Origin of the sequence: Verrucosispora sp. WMMD703, assembly GCF_049178935.1 — a bacterium.
In the GTDB taxonomy this organism is placed as follows: domain Bacteria; phylum Actinomycetota; class Actinomycetes; order Mycobacteriales; family Micromonosporaceae; genus Micromonospora; species Micromonospora sediminimaris.
Window position 1 is genome coordinate 5609505 of sequence record NZ_JBMHMM010000004.1, and the last position, 15674, is coordinate 5625178.

At 72.1% G+C, this 15674-nt stretch carries 13 protein-coding genes; 2 read left to right on the forward strand and 11 right to left on the reverse strand.

The annotated features are described in order from the left end of the window. Positions 1 to 4: 4 nt before the first annotated feature. Together ACN26Z_RS26045 and glyA are read right to left on the reverse strand one after the other, a co-directional pair. The gene (locus tag ACN26Z_RS26045) at positions 5 to 475 is read right to left on the reverse strand and encodes a hypothetical protein (protein WP_093405418.1); all 471 of its coding nucleotides are present in this window, start codon (positions 473 to 475) and stop codon (positions 5 to 7) included. Beyond that, a complete protein-coding gene (gene glyA / locus ACN26Z_RS26050) occupies positions 472 to 1758 on the reverse strand; it encodes a serine hydroxymethyltransferase (RefSeq protein ID WP_421463775.1) in 1287 nt (428 codons plus the stop codon). The genes ACN26Z_RS26045 and glyA overlap by 4 nt, the downstream gene beginning before the upstream one ends. A gap of 34 nt (positions 1759 to 1792) precedes the next feature. On the opposite strand from glyA, the gene ACN26Z_RS26055 reads away from it, so the two are divergent. After that, positions 1793 to 3271 carry an SDR family oxidoreductase gene (locus tag ACN26Z_RS26055; protein WP_421463777.1) on the forward strand — a complete coding sequence of 493 codons (1479 nt, stop codon included), beginning with the start codon at positions 1793 to 1795 and terminating at the stop codon, positions 3269 to 3271. A 21-nt stretch (positions 3272 to 3292) separates the two neighbouring features. Here ACN26Z_RS26055 and ACN26Z_RS26060 read toward each other — a convergent pair whose 3' ends face one another. The 4 genes from ACN26Z_RS26060 to prmC all read right to left on the reverse strand — a co-directional run bounded on the left by ACN26Z_RS26060 (position 3293) and on the right by prmC (position 7724). Further along, complete coding sequence (locus ACN26Z_RS26060) at positions 3293 to 5407, reverse strand: transglycosylase domain-containing protein (protein ID WP_282237006.1); 2115 nt, start codon at positions 5405 to 5407, stop codon at positions 3293 to 3295. A gap of 95 nt (positions 5408 to 5502) precedes the next feature. Beyond that, entirely contained in the window at positions 5503 to 6114 is a 612-nt protein-coding gene (locus ACN26Z_RS26065) for a phosphotyrosine protein phosphatase (protein WP_421463779.1), read from the reverse strand. Beyond that, on the reverse strand, positions 6115 to 6759 hold the full coding sequence (locus tag ACN26Z_RS26070; RefSeq protein WP_210941343.1) for an L-threonylcarbamoyladenylate synthase: 645 nt from the start codon (positions 6757 to 6759) through the stop codon (positions 6115 to 6117). After that, positions 6759 to 7724, reverse strand: coding sequence for a peptide chain release factor N(5)-glutamine methyltransferase (prmC, locus tag ACN26Z_RS26075; RefSeq protein ID WP_421463781.1), 966 nt, complete (start codon positions 7722 to 7724; stop codon positions 6759 to 6761). Before prmC ends, ACN26Z_RS26070 begins: the two co-directional genes overlap by 1 nt. Before the next feature lie 70 nt (positions 7725 to 7794). Here prmC and ACN26Z_RS26080 point away from each other — a divergent pair, with 70 nt between their 5' ends. Further along, positions 7795 to 9345 carry a GGDEF domain-containing protein gene (locus ACN26Z_RS26080; protein ID WP_093405400.1) on the forward strand — a complete coding sequence of 517 codons (1551 nt, stop codon included), beginning with the start codon at positions 7795 to 7797 and terminating at the stop codon, positions 9343 to 9345. A 3-nt stretch (positions 9346 to 9348) separates the two neighbouring features. Here the strand turns inward: ACN26Z_RS26080 and prfA are convergent, their stop codons facing one another. The 5 genes from prfA to ACN26Z_RS26105 all read right to left on the reverse strand — a co-directional run bounded on the left by prfA (position 9349) and on the right by ACN26Z_RS26105 (position 15643). After that, complete coding sequence (gene prfA, locus ACN26Z_RS26085) at positions 9349 to 10437, reverse strand: peptide chain release factor 1 (RefSeq protein ID WP_093405397.1); 1089 nt, start codon at positions 10435 to 10437, stop codon at positions 9349 to 9351. A gap of 134 nt (positions 10438 to 10571) precedes the next feature. Continuing rightward, positions 10572 to 10796 carry a 50S ribosomal protein L31 gene (gene rpmE / locus ACN26Z_RS26090; protein WP_093405395.1) on the reverse strand — a complete coding sequence of 75 codons (225 nt, stop codon included), beginning with the start codon at positions 10794 to 10796 and terminating at the stop codon, positions 10572 to 10574. A 300-nt stretch (positions 10797 to 11096) separates the two neighbouring features. Next, positions 11097 to 13115: a transcription termination factor Rho gene (gene rho / locus ACN26Z_RS26095; protein ID WP_421463784.1), complete on the reverse strand. Its 2019-nt coding sequence runs from the start codon at positions 13113 to 13115 to the stop codon at positions 11097 to 11099. Between the two features lie 297 nt (positions 13116 to 13412). After that, positions 13413 to 14357, reverse strand: a complete 945-nt coding sequence (gene thrB, locus ACN26Z_RS26100; protein WP_396884665.1) for a homoserine kinase — start codon at positions 14355 to 14357, stop codon at positions 13413 to 13415. Positions 14358 to 14404: 47 nt separating this feature from the next. Further along, the gene (locus tag ACN26Z_RS26105; RefSeq protein WP_421463787.1) at positions 14405 to 15643 is read right to left on the reverse strand and encodes an MFS transporter; all 1239 of its coding nucleotides are present in this window, start codon (positions 15641 to 15643) and stop codon (positions 14405 to 14407) included. Positions 15644 to 15674 lie beyond the last annotated feature (31 nt).

The following is a 15674-nucleotide window of genomic DNA, read 5'->3' on the forward strand; positions in this document are numbered from 1 at the left end:
ACGGTCAGTGATCCGACGGACGGTCCACGCTGGGCAGCGGGGAGCGCAACGCCCAGGTCAGGTGGGCACCGGTCCACACCACCACGGCCGCGATGATTGCCGCACCCATGTCCGGCAGGCCCGGCCAGCCGGTGGCCGCCACGGCCGCCATCGCCACCCCGAGGATGACGATCTTCGTGGCGTAGGTGACCAGCCCCACCGACATGATCAGTCGCGGGTGGACCGCGTCGGCCCAGGCCACCGAGAGGCCCGAGATCAGGTAGCTGACGATCACCAGCGCGATGCCGGCGGCCACCCCGGCCGCACCGGTCGGGCCGCGCAGCAGCGCGGCGGTCGGCACCGCGACCACGGCCAGCGCGGCGCAGGCGAGCAGTGGCAGGCGCAGGTACGGCAGCCGGGCCCGGATGGCGCCGGGTTCCCCGGCCCGGGGCGCGGTCGCCGGGGTTACGCCGGGTCCGTCCGTGGGCGCGCTCACCGGGGGTACGCCGGGAACTCGGCGGCCAGTTCGGCCACGTCGACGGCGATCCGGGCCAGTTCGTCGACGCCACCGGGGGTGGACGGATCGGTCCGCACCGCCCGGGCGATCAGCCCGGCGACCTGACGCATCTGTGCCTCCCCCATGCCCTGGGTGGTGACGCTGGGCGTGCCCACCCGGATCCCCGAGGCGACCATCGGCTTCTGCGGGTCGTACGGGATCGCGTTCTTGTTCAACGTGATGGTCGCCGCGTCGCACCGCGCCTCCGCCTCGGCCCCGGTGACCCCGGTCTCCCGCAGGTCGATCAGGGCCAGGTGGGTGTCGGTGCCGCCGGAGACCGGCCGCATCCCCTCGGCCGCCAACCCGTCGGCCAGCGCCCGCGCATTTGCCACCACCTGCGCGGCGTAACTGCGGTACGCCGGTTGCGCCGCCTCGTGCAGCGCGACCGCCTTGGCGGCCACGGCGTGCATCAGCGGGCCGCCCTGGGTGAACGGGAAGACCGCCTTGTCGATCCGTTCGGCCAGCGTCTCCCGGCAGAGGATCATGCCGCCGCGCGGGCCGCGCAGCACCTTGTGGGTGGTCGCGCAGACCACGTCGGCGTACGGCACCGGTGACGGGATCGCCTGCCCGGCGACCAGCCCGATGAAGTGCGCGGCGTCCACCATCAGGTACGCGCCGACCTCGTCGGCGATCTCCCGGAACCGGGCGAAGTCGATCAGCCGTGGGTAGGCGGTCGCCCCACATATGATCATCTTGGGCTGGTGGGTACGGGCGAGATCCCTGACCTCGTCATAGTCGATCAGCTCGGTGTCCCGTTGGACGGTGTAGCCGACCGGCTTGAACCACCGGCCGGAGAAGTTCACCCGGCTGCCGTGGGTCAGGTGCCCACCGTGCGGCAGCTCCATCGCCAGCACCGTGTCACCCGGCTGCACCAGGGCGGCGTACGCGGCCAGGTTGGCGCTCGCGCCGGAGTGCGGCTGGAGGTTGGCGTGCTCGGCGCCGAAGAGGTCCTTCGCCCGGGCGATGCCGAGTTCCTCGGCCCGGTCCACCTGCGCGCAGCCGCCGTAGTAGCGCCGGCCCGGATAGCCCTCGGCGTACTTGTTGGTGAGCGTGGAGCCCAGCGCGGCCAGCACCGCGGGCGAGGTGAGGTTCTCGCTGGCGATCAGTTGCAGCCCGCCACGCAGCCGGTCCAGCTCGCCCAGCACCACCTCCGCGATCTCCGGGTCGGCCGTGCTGAGCTGCTCGAAGTCCGGCCCCCAGAAGGTGCCCTCGGCGGTCTCCACAGCGCCAGAGTCTATGAGACCGCAGACTGGAGGCGTGAGATGCCTGGTGACCGGAGCGACCGGATACATCGGCGGGCGCCTGGCGCCACGCCTGCTGGACGAGGGATACGCGGTGCGCTGCCTGGCACGGCGGGCCAACCGGCTGCGCGACGTGCCGTGGGCCTCGCAGGTCGAGGTGGTCGAGGGCGACCTGAGCCGGCCGGAAAGTCTCGCCGGGGTCTTCGACGACGTCGACGTGGCGTACTACCTGGTGCACTCGCTCGGTCAGGCCGGCTTCGAAGCCGCCGACCGGCAGGCCGCGACGACCTTCGCCGAGGCGGCCCGCGCCGCAGGCGTACGCCGCATCGTCTACCTGGGCGGACCGGAGCCGGCCCCCGACGACGCCGCCTCGGCGCACCTGCGTTCCCGCACCGAGGTGGCGCGGATCCTGCTGGACAGCGGCGTGCCCACGGTGGTGCTGCGGGCGGCGGTGATCCTCGGCTCCGGCTCGGCGTCGTTCGAGATGCTGCGCTACCTGACCGAGCGGCTGCCGGTGATGGTCACCCCGCGCTGGGTCAGCAACCGGATCCAGCCGATCGCGGTCCGTGACGTGCTCTACTACCTGGTCGGCAGCGCCGGGCTGCCGCCGGAGGTCAACCGGGCCTTCGACATCGCCGGTCCGGACGTGCTGACCTTCGCCGAGATGATGCAGCGCTACGCCCGGGTGGCCGGGCTCTCCCGTCGGCTGCTGCTACCGGTACGCCTGCTGACGCCGACTCTCTCGTCGCACTGGGTCGGGTTGATCACCCCGGTGCCGAACGCGCTCGCCCGGCCGCTGGTGGAGAGTCTGGTACACGAAGCGGTCGCGCACGAGCACGACATCGCGACGTACCTGCCGGACCCGTCGGGCGGACTCACCGGTTTCGACCAGGCCGTCGAGCTGGCGCTGGCCAAGGTACGCGACGCCCAGGTGGAGACCCGCTGGTCGACCGCCGCCGGTGCGGACGCACCCGCCGAGCCGTTGCCCAGCGACCCGCACTGGAGCGGCGGCACCGCCTACACCGACCTGCGGGAGCAGACGGTGGCGGCACCGCCGGAGGCGCTGTGGCAGGTGATCGAGGGGGTCGGCGGAGAGAACGGCTGGTACTCGTTCCCGCTCGCCTGGTCCGTGCGCGGCTGGTTGGACCGGCTGGTCGGCGGGGTGGGGCTGCGTCGGGGCCGGCGTCACCCGCACCAGTTGCGGGTCGGCGAGGCACTGGACTTCTGGCGGGTGGAGGAGATCGTCCCCGGCGAACTGCTGCGACTGCGCGCCGAGATGCGGCTGCCCGGCCGGGCCTGGCTGGAGATGCGGGTGCAGCGGGACGACACCGGTCAGGTCAGCTACCGGCAGCGGGCGGTGTTCCTGCCCCGAGGACTGGCCGGGCACGCGTACTGGGCTGCGGTGACCCCGTTTCACGCGGTGGTCTTCGGTGGGATGGCCCGCAACATCGCCGAGGGGGCCGAGCGGTTGGCGGCAGCCACTCCGGCCCGCTGACCGGGCTGCGGTCGGCGTCGGTCAGTTGCCGGTGCGCTGCCCGGTGACCCGCCAGGCGGTCATGTCGCTCGGCGGCACGAAGTCGCGGACCGGCTCGTCGCGCAGGGCGTAGGAGAGGATCTCGCCGACCGCCTCCACCATGGCGGTCTGCACCGCACGGCCGACGGCGTCGCGCGGCTCGTCGGGGTTGGCGGCCATCGCCGCCACCGCCAACTGCGGGGTGAGCGCCACGACCGTCTCCGTGGCGTACCGCTCGGAGCTGCCCGTCTTACCCACCACCGGCCGGCCGAGCTGACCGCGCAGCCGGGTCGCCGTGCCACCGGCGCAGCCGTGGTACATGGACTGGTCGCCGACCGGGCAGCGGGCCGCGTCCGCCGCCGCCCGGGCCACGTCTACGTCGAGCACCTGCCGGCAGTCCGGCTGCCCGGCGGCCACCCGGCGACCGTCCGCGTCGGTGATCGAGCTGACCGGCGTGGGCGCGCACCAGACGCCCTCCGCGCCCAGCGTCGCGTACGCGCCGGCCAGGTCGAGCGGGGTGGTGGCGGACACACCCAGGGTGAACGGGCCCCACTCACGTGCCCCGTGCCGGGCCAGTTGGGCGTCGTCGTCGGCCCGGAACACGATGCCGAGCCGTTCGGCCATCTCCACCACCCGGTCCGCACCGACCCGCTCGGTGAGCCAGGCGAAGTACGTGTTGACCGAGTCGCCGAAGGCGGTCCACATGTCGTGCCGGCCGCTCACCGAGGCGCTGGCGTTCTGCGGGCACCAGTACCCTCCGCAGTTCGCCTCGCTGCCGCTGACCCGGAAGTCCGTCACGATCCGCCGGGGCGCGTTGAAGACCGTGTTCAGGGGTAGTCCGGCCTCCAGGGCGGCCAGCATGGTGAAGAGCTTGAACGTGGAACCGGCCTGGTAACCGACGATGGTGCCGCCGCCGGCGACGAGTTGGTTGACGGTGTTGGGGTGGTTCTGCTGTCCGCCCGGGTTCGCGGTCACGCTGTAGACCCGGTTGACCGACATGGCGAGCACCCGCCCGGTGCCGGGTTGGATCACCGCGGTCGGCATGGCGTGTGGGTGCTCGGCCGGGTAGACCCCCCACACCTGTTCGGTGGTGGCCCGCTGGACGCCGGGGTCGAGTGAGGAGACGATGCTGAACCCACCCCGTCGCAGGGTGCGCTGCCGCTCGTCGACGCTGGCGCCGAACGCCTTCTGGCTGTTCCACCAACGGGTGAACCAGTCGCAGAAGAAGCCCCAGTCGTTGTGTCCCTCGGGCACCGCGGTGCAGTCGTTCGGAGTCTCGCTGGGCCGCAGGTTCAACGGCTGGGCGGCGATCCGGGCCGCCTCCTCCGGCGCGGTCACGCCCGACTCGACCATCCGGTCCAGCACGTAGCCGCGCCGGGCGGTCGCGCTGTCGGCGTCCCCGTTGATCGGGTCGTCGCTGTGCGGAGAGCGGACCAGCCCGGCCAGCAACGCCGCCTGGGCCAGCGTGAGCTTCGCCGGTGAGGTGGAGAAGTACCGTTTGCTGGCGGCGGCGATCCCGTACGCGCCGGCACCGAAGTACGCGATGTTGAGGTAGCGGGTCAGGATCTGCTCCTTGGTCAGCTCCCGCTCCAACGCCAGGGCGTACCGGATCTCCTGGACCTTGCGGGCGGTGCTCACCTCGGTGGCCGCCGCCCGTTGCGCCTCGCTGAGCCGGGGATCGGTGCTCAGCACGTTGCGGACGTACTGCATGGTCAGTGTGGAGGCGCCCTGACGGGTGGCGCCGTCGCGCCGGTTGGCGGTGAAGGCCCGCACGATGCCCCGCAGGTCCACGCCGCTGTGCTCGTGGAAGCGGGCGTCCTCGGCGGCGATGATGGCCTGCCGCATCACCGGCGCCACCTCGTCCAGCGGCACATCGACCCGGTCCTCCTGGTAGAAGGAGGTGATCAGCGTGGTGCCGTCGTTGGCGTAGAGGTTGGACCGTTGGGCCGTCGGCGGCGTCCGCAGCGTGTTGGGCAACTCCGCGTACGGCGCGGAGAGCGCCGAAAATCCGATGCCGAACACCAGCGCGGCCGGCAACGCCGCCACCGCCAGCGCCAGGCCGGCCAGCGTGCCGGCCAGCAGTACGGTGAACATCTTCGGCAGGAACGCCCGGGTCATCAGCTCTCCCCGCAGGAGCCGTCAGGACTCCCTCAGGATGTCGCTAATCGCCCTTTCTGCCGCGCCTTTCCTCAAACCCGGATGAAATTCGCCGATCAGGGGAGCAGCAGCGCGGCGAGCGGCTGCACGGTCTCCTCGATCTCGTCGGCCACCCGGGTGAAGCACTGGTCGCCGCGCCCCCACGGGTCGTCGAGGTCGTCGGTGGGCAACGCGGTGGCGCCCTGCCGGGCCTCGTGTGCCGCCTCGACCAGCGCCACGCCACGGGCGTGGACCGCGTCGGCGGTGGCCTCGGCCGCCGGCAACGCGGCCGGATCGAGGGCGGCCAGCAGCCGACCGAACTCGCCGAGCACGAACGTGCGGGCGGCGGCGTCGGGCCGCAACGCGGTCACGTACTCCTGCTGGTCGGCGGTGGCGGTCAGGACCAGGTCGGCGGCGTCGATGTGATCGGAGCGCAGCTTGCGAGCGGCGAACCCGGTGACGTCGCCACCCCGGTTGGTGACCTGACGCGCGGCCGGCGGGTTCATCTCCTCACCGGCGTGCCAACCACCGGTGCCCGCGCTGTGGCTGTGCAGCAGCTCCTCGACCCGCTCCGGGTCAACCTCTCGTCGGGCCAGCCGGTCGGACACCGCGAGGGTGAGCAGCCGCTCGGCCATCGGTGACCGGCAGATGTTGCCCATGCAGACGTGCAGGACGGTGAAGGGGGGCACCTACGCCACCTGACTCTCACGCAGTTCCGGTACCACCTCACGCAGCCGGGCCAGGTCGATCGCGCCCTCCCGGACGAGCAGCGGCTCGTCGCCGGTCAGATCCACGATCGTGCTGGGCACCGGGTCCACCGCCGGCCCGGCCTCCAGGTAGGCCCGGACGGAGTAGGCGAGCTGGTCGCGCGCCTGGTCGGCGGTGAGCGCGGCCGGTTGGCCGATCTTGTTGGCCGACGCGACCGCCATCGGCCCCGTCTCCCGCAGCACCTCAAGCGCCACCGGGTGCAGCGGCATGCGCACCGCCACCGTGCCGCTGTCGTCGCCGAGATCCCACCGCAGGCTCGCCGAGTGCTTGACCAGGATGGTCAGCGCACCCGGCCAGAACGCCTCGACCAGGTCCCGCGCCGCTGTCGGCAGGGTGTAGGCCAGGCCGTCGAGGGTGTGCCGGGAACCGATCAGCACCGGTGGCGGGGTGTGCGGGACACCCTTCGCGTCCAGCAGCGCCTTGACCGCATAGGGGGTGAACGCGTCGGCGCCGATCCCGTAGACCGTGTCGGTCGGCAGGACGACCAGCTCGCCGTTGCGGACCGCCTCGATGGCCGCAGCGATGCCGCGGTCCCGGTCGGCGAGCGATCGGCAGTCGTAGAGCATCACGAGGAGCCAGTCTGCCACGTCGCGGCCGCACCGGGTGGTGGGCGGTCCGCGAGGCGGGACGCCGTGACGAAACGCGGCCGGTCGGCGAGGTCGCGATGGTCGACGATCGTGACGTACCGCCCGTCGGCGGCGAGCAGACCCGGCAACACCGCGCCGTGACTGTCGTCGTGTTCGATGCCCAGGACACCGCCGGCACGCAGCAGGAAACCCGCACGGTCGATCACCCGGCGGATGACGTCCAGTCCGTCCGCCCCACCGAACACGGCCTCCGCCGGGTCGTGGTCGGCCACCTCCGGGGGCACCGCCACCGCGAGCGGGACGTACGGCGGGTTGCACAGCAGCACGTCCACCCGGCCCGCCAACTCGTCCAGCAGGGCCGGATCGGTGGCGTCCGCCGCCACCACCTCGATCGGCCGGTCACCGGCGGCGGCCCGGGCCGCCGCGTTGCGCCGCAGCCAGGACAGCGCCTCCGGCGAGCGTTCCACCGCCACCACCCGGGTTTGCGGCACCTCGGACGCCACCGACAGGGCGATCGCTCCCGAGCCGCTGCACAGGTCCACCACAAGTGGTTCCGGCCGCCCACCCGCCCGCGCGGCCGTTCGGGCCTGGTCGACGCCCCAGCCGGCGAGCAGTTCGGTCTCCGGGCGCGGCACGAAGACGCCCGGCCCGACGGCCAACTCCAGGTGCCGGAAGCCGGCGGTGCCGGTGAGATACTGCAACGGTTCCCGTCGCGACCGGCGGGTCACCAGCGCTCGGTAGCCGTCAAGTTGCTCGTCGGTGAACCCGTCCGCCAGGGCCAACCGCCCGCGCGGGATCTCAAGCACGTACGCGGCCAGCAGCTCGGCCTCCGCACGGGCCGAGGTCACACCGGCGGCGGCGAGGATACGAGCCGCTTCGGCAAGTACGGGACCCGGACGGTTACGTCTCGTCCCTTCGGACGGGTGTTGCGGTGCGGTGGTCACGCAATAATCATGAAGCGTCGCCGTGCACGTGCATAAGCGGGTGCAGCGGCACACCGACAGGAGGTCGCGGGTGGGCTGGCTCGACCGGGTCGAAGACCAGGTTGACGCCCTGACGAAGGCGCGGGCGTTGCAGGAGGTGAGCCGTTCCACCGAGGCGTACGGACTCCTGGATGGGGTGCTGCGTGCCACCCGCGACCCGAACGCCCGAGCCGACGCGCTCGTGCAGCGGCTCTCGGCTCTGATCAATCTCGGGCGCACCGCCGAGTACACCCGCGCCATCGAGGAGGCGTCCGCGGCGGTACGCGACCTCGCCGAGCCCTATCTGCACGGGCACCTCAACGCCCTGGCGGCGTTGGCCGCCCACCATCAGGGCGCGCTGGACCGCTGCGTGACGCACCTGGTCAAGGCCGCTCGGGCGCTCGGGGCGGTGGAGGATCCGGACCGGGACACCGCCTGGGGTTGGCACGACCTGGCGATGGCCTACTCGTACCTCAGCTTTCACGGTTACGCCCTGGGCGCGATCGAACGCGCCCGGCAACTCGGCACCGCCGCAGGGATCCCGGAGGAGACGTTCGCCGCACCGGGCATCCGACTGCGCAACGCGGTCGCCCTCGACCACACCGGTGACAGCGACGGCTGTCTGCGCGTACTGCGGGACGTCGGCGGTGACCTGGGCCGGTTCGTGACCGCCGGGCGGGCCGACCGGCTGCGCCCCAGCAGCCTGGCCGCCTACGGTTACGCCGCCGCCCGCCGGTGCGCCCTCGGCGACGACCTCGACCTTGCCCCGGGACTGGCCCCGGCCCGGCTGCTCGACTACGGCGCGGACAGTGCCCGGGCCCGCGACATGCGCCAGCTCGGCCAGGTCTGCCTCGCCATCGCCAGTGGGCGTCCGATCGAGGCGGTCACCCGGCTGGACACGGTCCAGGTGTCCGCCGAGACGCTCGGCGCGGCCGAGCCGGCCCGACTGCGCAGCATGGCGCTGGGTCGGGCCGGCGACCACGCCGCCGCGCACCGGGCCGACCGGCTGGCGTTCCGACTCGCCGCGCAGCGCCACGACCGGCTCCGCGACGTCTACATCGACGGCATCGCCGCCCGTATCGATCATGAGGAGATGCGCCGGGAGGCGGCGCGGTTCGAGGGAGAGGCGCTTACCGACCCGCTGACCGGGCTGCCCAACCGACGCCGGCTGGAGCGCTACATCGCGGCCGTGGTGGCCCGGGGTGAACGGGTGGTGATCGGCGTCTGCGACCTGGACGGGTTCAAGGCGGTCAACACGCGGCACGGGCACCACTCGGGGGATCTGGTCCTGCAACGCGTCGCCGGAGTCATCAACCGGGTGATGCGTCGGGGCGACTTCGTCGCCCGCTACGGCGGCGACGAGTTCGTGGTGGTGCTACCCGAAGCGGGGATGGCCGAGGCGGCCGAGGTGGCCCGGCGGATCGACGCCGCCGTGCGCACCGAGGACTGGGAGTCACTGGTGCCCGGCACCCCGGTCGGCGTCAGCATCGGCTTCGCCGAGGTGGGCGCCGGCGGCCCCGGCCAGCGGGACGCGCTCGGCGCGGCCTTCGAGGCCGCCGACCGGGAGATGCTGCGGGCCAAGGCCAGGCCGCGTAGCGCCTGAGGCTCAGCGCCGGGTCAGTTCCGCGTCGCCCGCCAGGCGCGCGGCCCGGTCCGCCTCGCTGAGCGCGTCGAGCACACCGTCCAGTTCCCCGGCGAGCACCAGGTCAAGGTTGTAGGCGGTGAAGCCGATCCGATGGTCGGTGATCCGGTTCTGCGGGAAGTTGTACGTGCGGATCCGCTCCGAGCGGTCCACCGTACGCACCTGGGCCTTGCGGGCGTCCGATGCGGCGGCGTCGGCCTGCTCCTGCGCGGCGGCCAGCAGCCGGGCGCGCAGGATCCGCATCGCCTGCTCCCGGTTCTGCAGCTGAGACTTCTCGTTCTGGCAGGAGACCACGATGCCGGTGGGCAGATGAGTGATCCGCACCGCCGAGTCGGTGGTGTTCACCGACTGGCCACCGGGACCGGACGAGCGGAACACGTCGATGCGCAACTCGTTCGGGTCGATGGTGACGTCGACCTCCTCGGCCTCCGGCAGCACCAGTACGCCGGCCGCGCTGGTGTGGATGCGCCCCTGCGACTCGGTGACCGGGACCCGCTGCACCCGGTGCACGCCGCCTTCCCACTTCAACCGGGACCAGACGCCGTTGCCGCCCTCGGGCACACCCTTTGTCTTGATGGCCAGCGAGACGTCCTTCACCCCGCCGAGGTCGGAGTCCTGAGCGTCGATCACCTCGGTGACCCAGCCGCGCCGCTCCGCGTACCGGGTGTACATGCGCAGCAGGTCACCGGCGAACAGCGCGGACTCCTCACCGCCCTCGCCCGCCTTGATCTCGACGATGACGTCCTTGGCGTCGTGCGGGTCGCGCGGGATGAGCAGCTCGGCGAGGCGGTCCTCAAGCACCGGCAGCGTCGCCGCGATCGTCTCGGCCTCGGCCGCGAAGGAGGCGTCCTCGGCGGCCAGCTCCCGTGCCGCGGCGAGATCCGCCCGGGCCTGCTCCAGCTCGGCCGCGGCCTTGTGCAGCGGCACCAGCTCGGCATAGCGACGGCCAACCCGGCGGGCGGTGCCCTGGTCGGCGTGGATCGCGGGATCGGCGAGCCGCTTCTCCAACTCGGCGTACTCGTCGAGGAGGCCGGTGAGGCGTTCACTGCTCATGCTGGGGATGGCTCCTTGCTGACTGTCGGAAACCCCGCGCGGTACTCCGCCGGTCGCTTCGCGGCGGAAACCGGGACACAGACGGCCGACGCCCGCGCCCGGCGGTGAACCGGACGCGGGCGTCAGACGAGGAGCTACTTGGCCTTCTTGCCCTGAACCTTGGCGTACTTCTGCTGGAACTTCGCGACCCGACCAGCGGTGTCCAGCACCCGCTGCTTGCCCGTGTAGAACGGGTGGCAGGCGCTGCACGTCTCGACGTGGATCGAGCCGCCCTTGGCGGTGCTGCGGGTGGTGAAGGTGTTACCGCAGGAGCAGCTGACCTCGGTGGTCACGTACTCCGGGTGGATGTTGGGCTTCATGTCGCCTCGGTCCTCTCGTCTGTGGTCGCCGGGTCGCCCCTGGCCTGCCGCTGCCTGCCGTTGGGGGCGTGAACCGGAACCGGTGGCCGATTGACCAGTCTGCCATGGGCTTCGGTGGGCCCTGGAATCGGGCCGCACCCGTTGGTCGCCGGTAGCAACATCGGGCCTCGGGTACGCATTCCCACCGCCCGCGTGAAGCATTCCTCGGCCGTCCCCCCGCCGCGCTCCGGTCGAGTCGGGTACGCGTAGGGGGCGTGGCCGGCCGGCCACGCCCCCTACGTCGATCTTCGTCGGTGGACGTTACTCCCCCGGCGTCGACTTGGCGATCTGCATCAGGAACTCGATGTTGGTACGGGACTGCTTCAGCCGGTCCAGCAGGAGATCCAGGGCCGCCTGCGAGTCCAGCGAGTGCAGCACCTTGCGGAGCTTGTGCACGATGGCCAGTTCCTCCGGCGCGAGCAGGATCTCCTCCTTACGCGTACCGGACGGGTGGATGTCGATGGCCGGGAAGGTCCGCTTGTCAGCGATCTTCCGGTCCAGCTTCAGCTCCGCGTTACCGGTGCCCTTGAACTCCTCGAAGATGACCGTGTCCGCCATGGAACCGGTCTCCACCAGGGCGGTGGCGAGGATGGTCAACGAGCCGCCGTTCTCGATGTTGCGCGCCGCACCGAGGAACCGCTTCGGCGGGTACAACGCGGTGGAGTCGATACCACCCGACATGATCCGGCCGCTGGCCGGCGCCGCCAGGTTGTACGACCGGCCGAGCCGGGTCACCGAGTCGAGCAGCACGACCACGTCGTGCCCCAGCTCGACCAGGCGCTTGGCCCGCTCGATCGCCAGCTCGGCGACGGTGGTGTGGTCCTGCGGCGGGCGGTCGAACGTGGCCGCGATAACCTCGCCCTTGACCGACCGCTGCATGTCGGTGACCTCTTCGGGCCGCTCGTCCACCAGCACCACCATCAGGTGGCACTCCGGGTTGTTGTGCGTGATGGCGTTGGCGATCGCCTGGAGCACCATGGTCTTACCGGCCTTCGGCGGCGAGACGATCAGCGCCCGCTGCCCCTTGCCGATCGGCATGACCAGGTCGATGACCCGGGTGGTGAGGATGTGCGGTTCGGTCTCCAGCCGCAGCCGCTCCTGCGGGTACAGCGGGGTGAGCTTGTAGAACTCCGGCCGGCGCTTGGCCTCGTCCGGCTCCATCCCGTTGATGGTGTCCAGCCGGACCAGCGGGTTGTACTTGTCGCGCCGCTGCTCGCCGTCGCGCGCCGCCCGGACCGCCCCGGTGATCGCGTCACCGCGTCGCAGGCCGTACTTCTTGATCTGGGACATCGACACGTAGACGTCGTTGGGGCCGGCCAGGTAGCCGGTGGTCCGGACGAAGGCGTAGTTGTCGAGCACGTCCACGATGCCGGCCACCGGCACGAGCACATCGTCCTCGCCGACCTGCGGCTCACGGCCACCGTCGCCGGAATCGTTGCGGTCACCGCGGCCCCGCCGACGATCCCGGAAACGGCTGCGCCGGCTGCGCCGACCGCCGCTCTCGCCGTCGTCGTCACCGTCGTTGTCCCGCTCGGCGCGCTGTCCACGGTCGCCACGCTCGGCCCGCTCACCACGATCGCCGCGCTCGGCACGGTCGCCACGCTCGCCGCGCTCGGCGGCGCGGTCGCCACGCTCGGCACGCTCACCGCGGTCGCCACGCTCGGCACGGTCGCCACGCTCGGGACGCTCACCGCGATCGGCACGCTCACCGCGATCGGCACGCTCTGCGCGATCGGCACGCTCAGCCCGCTCGCCCCGATCGGCACGCTCAGCCCGCTCGCCCCGATCGGCGCGTTCAGCACGGTCGGCGCCACGGTCACGGCCGGACCGGCCCTCGGACCGCTCGCCCTCGGCGGCGGTCTCCTCGGCACGCGGTTCCGCCACGGCGGTCCGGCTACGCCGGGTACGGCCGCGCCCTTCGCTCTCGACGCTTGCGGCCGGCTGTTCGGCAGCACGGCGCTCGGCCTCCGGCCGCTCACCCGTGTCTCGTACCTCCGCGTGCACCTCCTCGCGGACCGGTGCGGCGGCCGCCGCGACCTCGGCCCGTGGACGAGGGGCTCCGGCAGCGCCGCCCTGCCGCTCGGTGATCGCGCTGATCAGCTCGCCCTTACGCATGCGAGCCGTCCCCGAGATGCCGAGCGACGCGGCCAGGCTCTGCAGCTCCGGCAGCAGCATCGCCGACAGACCGGTGCCGCTGCGCCGACGGCGGGCGGGGGCAGCGGTGGTGGCATCGCCAGCGACGTTGGAAACATCCGACGTCACGTCGGTGGTGTCGCTCAATGGATTCCTTCCCTCGATAGGCCGGGACTGCCCGGAATCGACAACAGGTGGCCGGGCGGCCTCGGTACACCCGCCTCGCATGACGCTTCGCGGGAGTCTGCAACACAGCAGCCGGTCGGTCTCCCGACCCACCAGATGGAGCGGTGAGCGGGGTTTCGCCGTCTGCGGCGACCAGTGAAGACTGCGGTGCGGCGTGGGCCTAGGCAGGGGTGACGGGCTTACCGCCGAAAGCTTCGGGGGTGCGCCGACCCGCAGGGAGATCGCATGCTTCGCGGCTGTGCTAAGTCTAGAGCGTAATCAACTCTTGCGACCTGCGGCAACAGGGTCCCGCTCCGCGTGTCCGAGTCTACCCCGCTCGACCTGCGCCCCGCATACATCTACCGGCAACCGCAGCAGCCGCCAATCTGTTCCCGCGTCAAATCCTACCGGCAGCTCAGACAGCGCGAGCACGCTGGGGCCGGCCCCACTGACCACGGCCGCCACACCGGCCGCACGCAACCCGTTGACCAGCGCACTCGTGCCCGGCATCGACGGCGCCCGCCAATCCTGGTGCAACCGGTCGGCGGTCGCCGGCAGCAGCAGTGCCGGCTGCGCGGTCAACGCGTGCACCAGCAGTCCCGCGCGGCCGGCGTTGAAAGCGGCGTCGCCGTGCGGCACCGTGGCCGGCAGCGCCGCGCGGGCCGTGGCGGTCAGCCCGCGCTCGGTCGGCACCAGCACCGTGGGGCGTACGCCGTCGGCCACCGGCAGCGACACCGCCCGCGCGCCGGCCGGCTCCGTCCAGGCCAGGGTGAAGCCACCGAGCAGGCACGGCGCGACATTGTCCGGATGGCCCTCGATCTCCGCGGCCAGCCGCAGCACCGCGTTGTCGTCGAGGCGGCTCTCCCCCTCCACCACCAGCGCCCGGGCCAGCAGCACCCCGGCGACGATCGCCGCCGACGAGGAGCCGAGCCCGCGCGCCTGCGGGATCCGGTTGACGCACTCCACCGCCAGCCCGGCCGGTTGCCCGCCAAGGACGTCGAAGGCCACCCGCATGGCGCGTACCACCAGATGCCCGTCGTCGACGGGCAGGTCGCCGGCACCCTCGCCGGTCACCGCCACCGTCACGCCCCCGGCCGTCACCTCGGCGGCGACGTCGTCGTGAAGCGCGAGGGCCAGCCCGAGCGCGTCGAAACCCGGCCCCAGGTTCGCACTGGTGGCGGGGACCCGGACCCGGACCGGTTCAGCGACGAATCTGATCGACACGCCGCCCATGCTAGTGGGGCCACAGACGTCCACCGGGCCGGACCTGGCTACCGGTTCTCCGCGACGGCGGGTGGCGACGTGGCGAGCGACAGACGCCGGGTCGCGATCCGCCAGCCGATCGCATAGACCAGGGTCACCAGGCCGCAACCGGCCAGTACGACCCGCTCGTCGACGACGTCCACGACCACGGCCACCACCAGTTGACTGACGGAGATCGCCAGGGTCGCCAGCATCATGTCGGTGGCGAAGACCCGACCCCGTAGCCGGTCCGGCACTTCGCCCTGCAGGGCGAAGTTCGACATCACCCAGTTGCTGCCACCGGCGAAGTGGGCCACGAAGACCAGGACCAGCACCAGCGGGAACCAGGCCGCCACCGAGGTGCCGAGGTAGGCCAGACCGTACGCCGACATGGACAGTGCCAGGCCGGGCAGCAGCCAGGCGCGGTTGGTCAGCACCCGTCGCATCATGATCGGGCCGACCAGCGCGCCGGCGCCCCGGACGGCGAACAGCAGTCCGGCACCGAGCGCACCGACCCCGTACACCCCGGCGAGCAGCGGGAAGACGGTAAGCACACCGTTGCCGAGACCCACCGCCGACTTGACCGTCACCAGCGCCAACACCCGGGGACGGCGCCCGATGTAGACAAGCGCCTCGCGGATCGCCGCCCAGGTCTGCGGTGGACTCGCGCCCCGCTCGCGGGGTGCCTGCAACGGACGGCGGATGAGCGTGGCCAGACTCGCGGCGATCACCAACCCGACGGCACCGACCCAGAAGCACGCGTACGGTCCGGCCGCCGCGCTGAGCACCCCACCGAGTGATGCGCCGACGACGGTCATCGTGCCCCACGCCGAACCGGCCACCGCGTTGCCGGCGGCCAGTTCATCCGGATCGAGCACGTTCGGCAGCGCCGCCTGGGCAGCCGGCGAATAGAACGCCTTCGCCACCGCGACCACGCCGATGCCGAGCAGCGCCAGCCAGGCCGTGCCGGCATCGCGTACCCCGAGCAGCAGCAGGACACCGACCAGCGCGGCGCCGTTCGAGACGATCATGATCGTGCGTCGGTCGAACCGGTCCGCGATGGTGCCGGTGTACGGCAGCAGCAGCGCCACGATGCCGGTGTCCACCGCGAGCACCAGGGCACCCCACACGCCACTGCCGGTCAACTTCGGCAGCAGCACCAGCAACGGCACCATGACGAACCAGTCGGCACCGAAGACCACCAGCTCGGCCAGGAAGAGGTTGCGGAAGTTCCGGTTGCGGGTGAGGACCGAGAGGGTGGACGCCACGGAGCGGACCATACCCGGCCACCGTCAACGG

What these genes read in the sequence shown, in the direction of transcription:
- ACN26Z_RS26060 (WP_282237006.1), bottom strand. Translation starts at nt 5,407, where the DNA reads ATGACCCGGGCGTTCCTGCCGAAGATGTTCACCGTACTGCTGGCCGGC.
- ACN26Z_RS26070 (WP_210941343.1), bottom strand. Translation starts at nt 6,759, where the DNA reads ATGCTCTACGACTGCCGATCGCTCGCCGACCGGGACCGCGGCATCGCT.
- prfA (WP_093405397.1), bottom strand. Translation starts at nt 10,437, where the DNA reads ATGAGCAGTGAACGCCTCACCGGCCTCCTCGACGAGTACGCCGAGTTG.
- rpmE (WP_093405395.1), bottom strand. Translation starts at nt 10,796, where the DNA reads ATGAAGCCCAACATCCACCCGGAGTACGTGACCACCGAGGTCAGCTGC.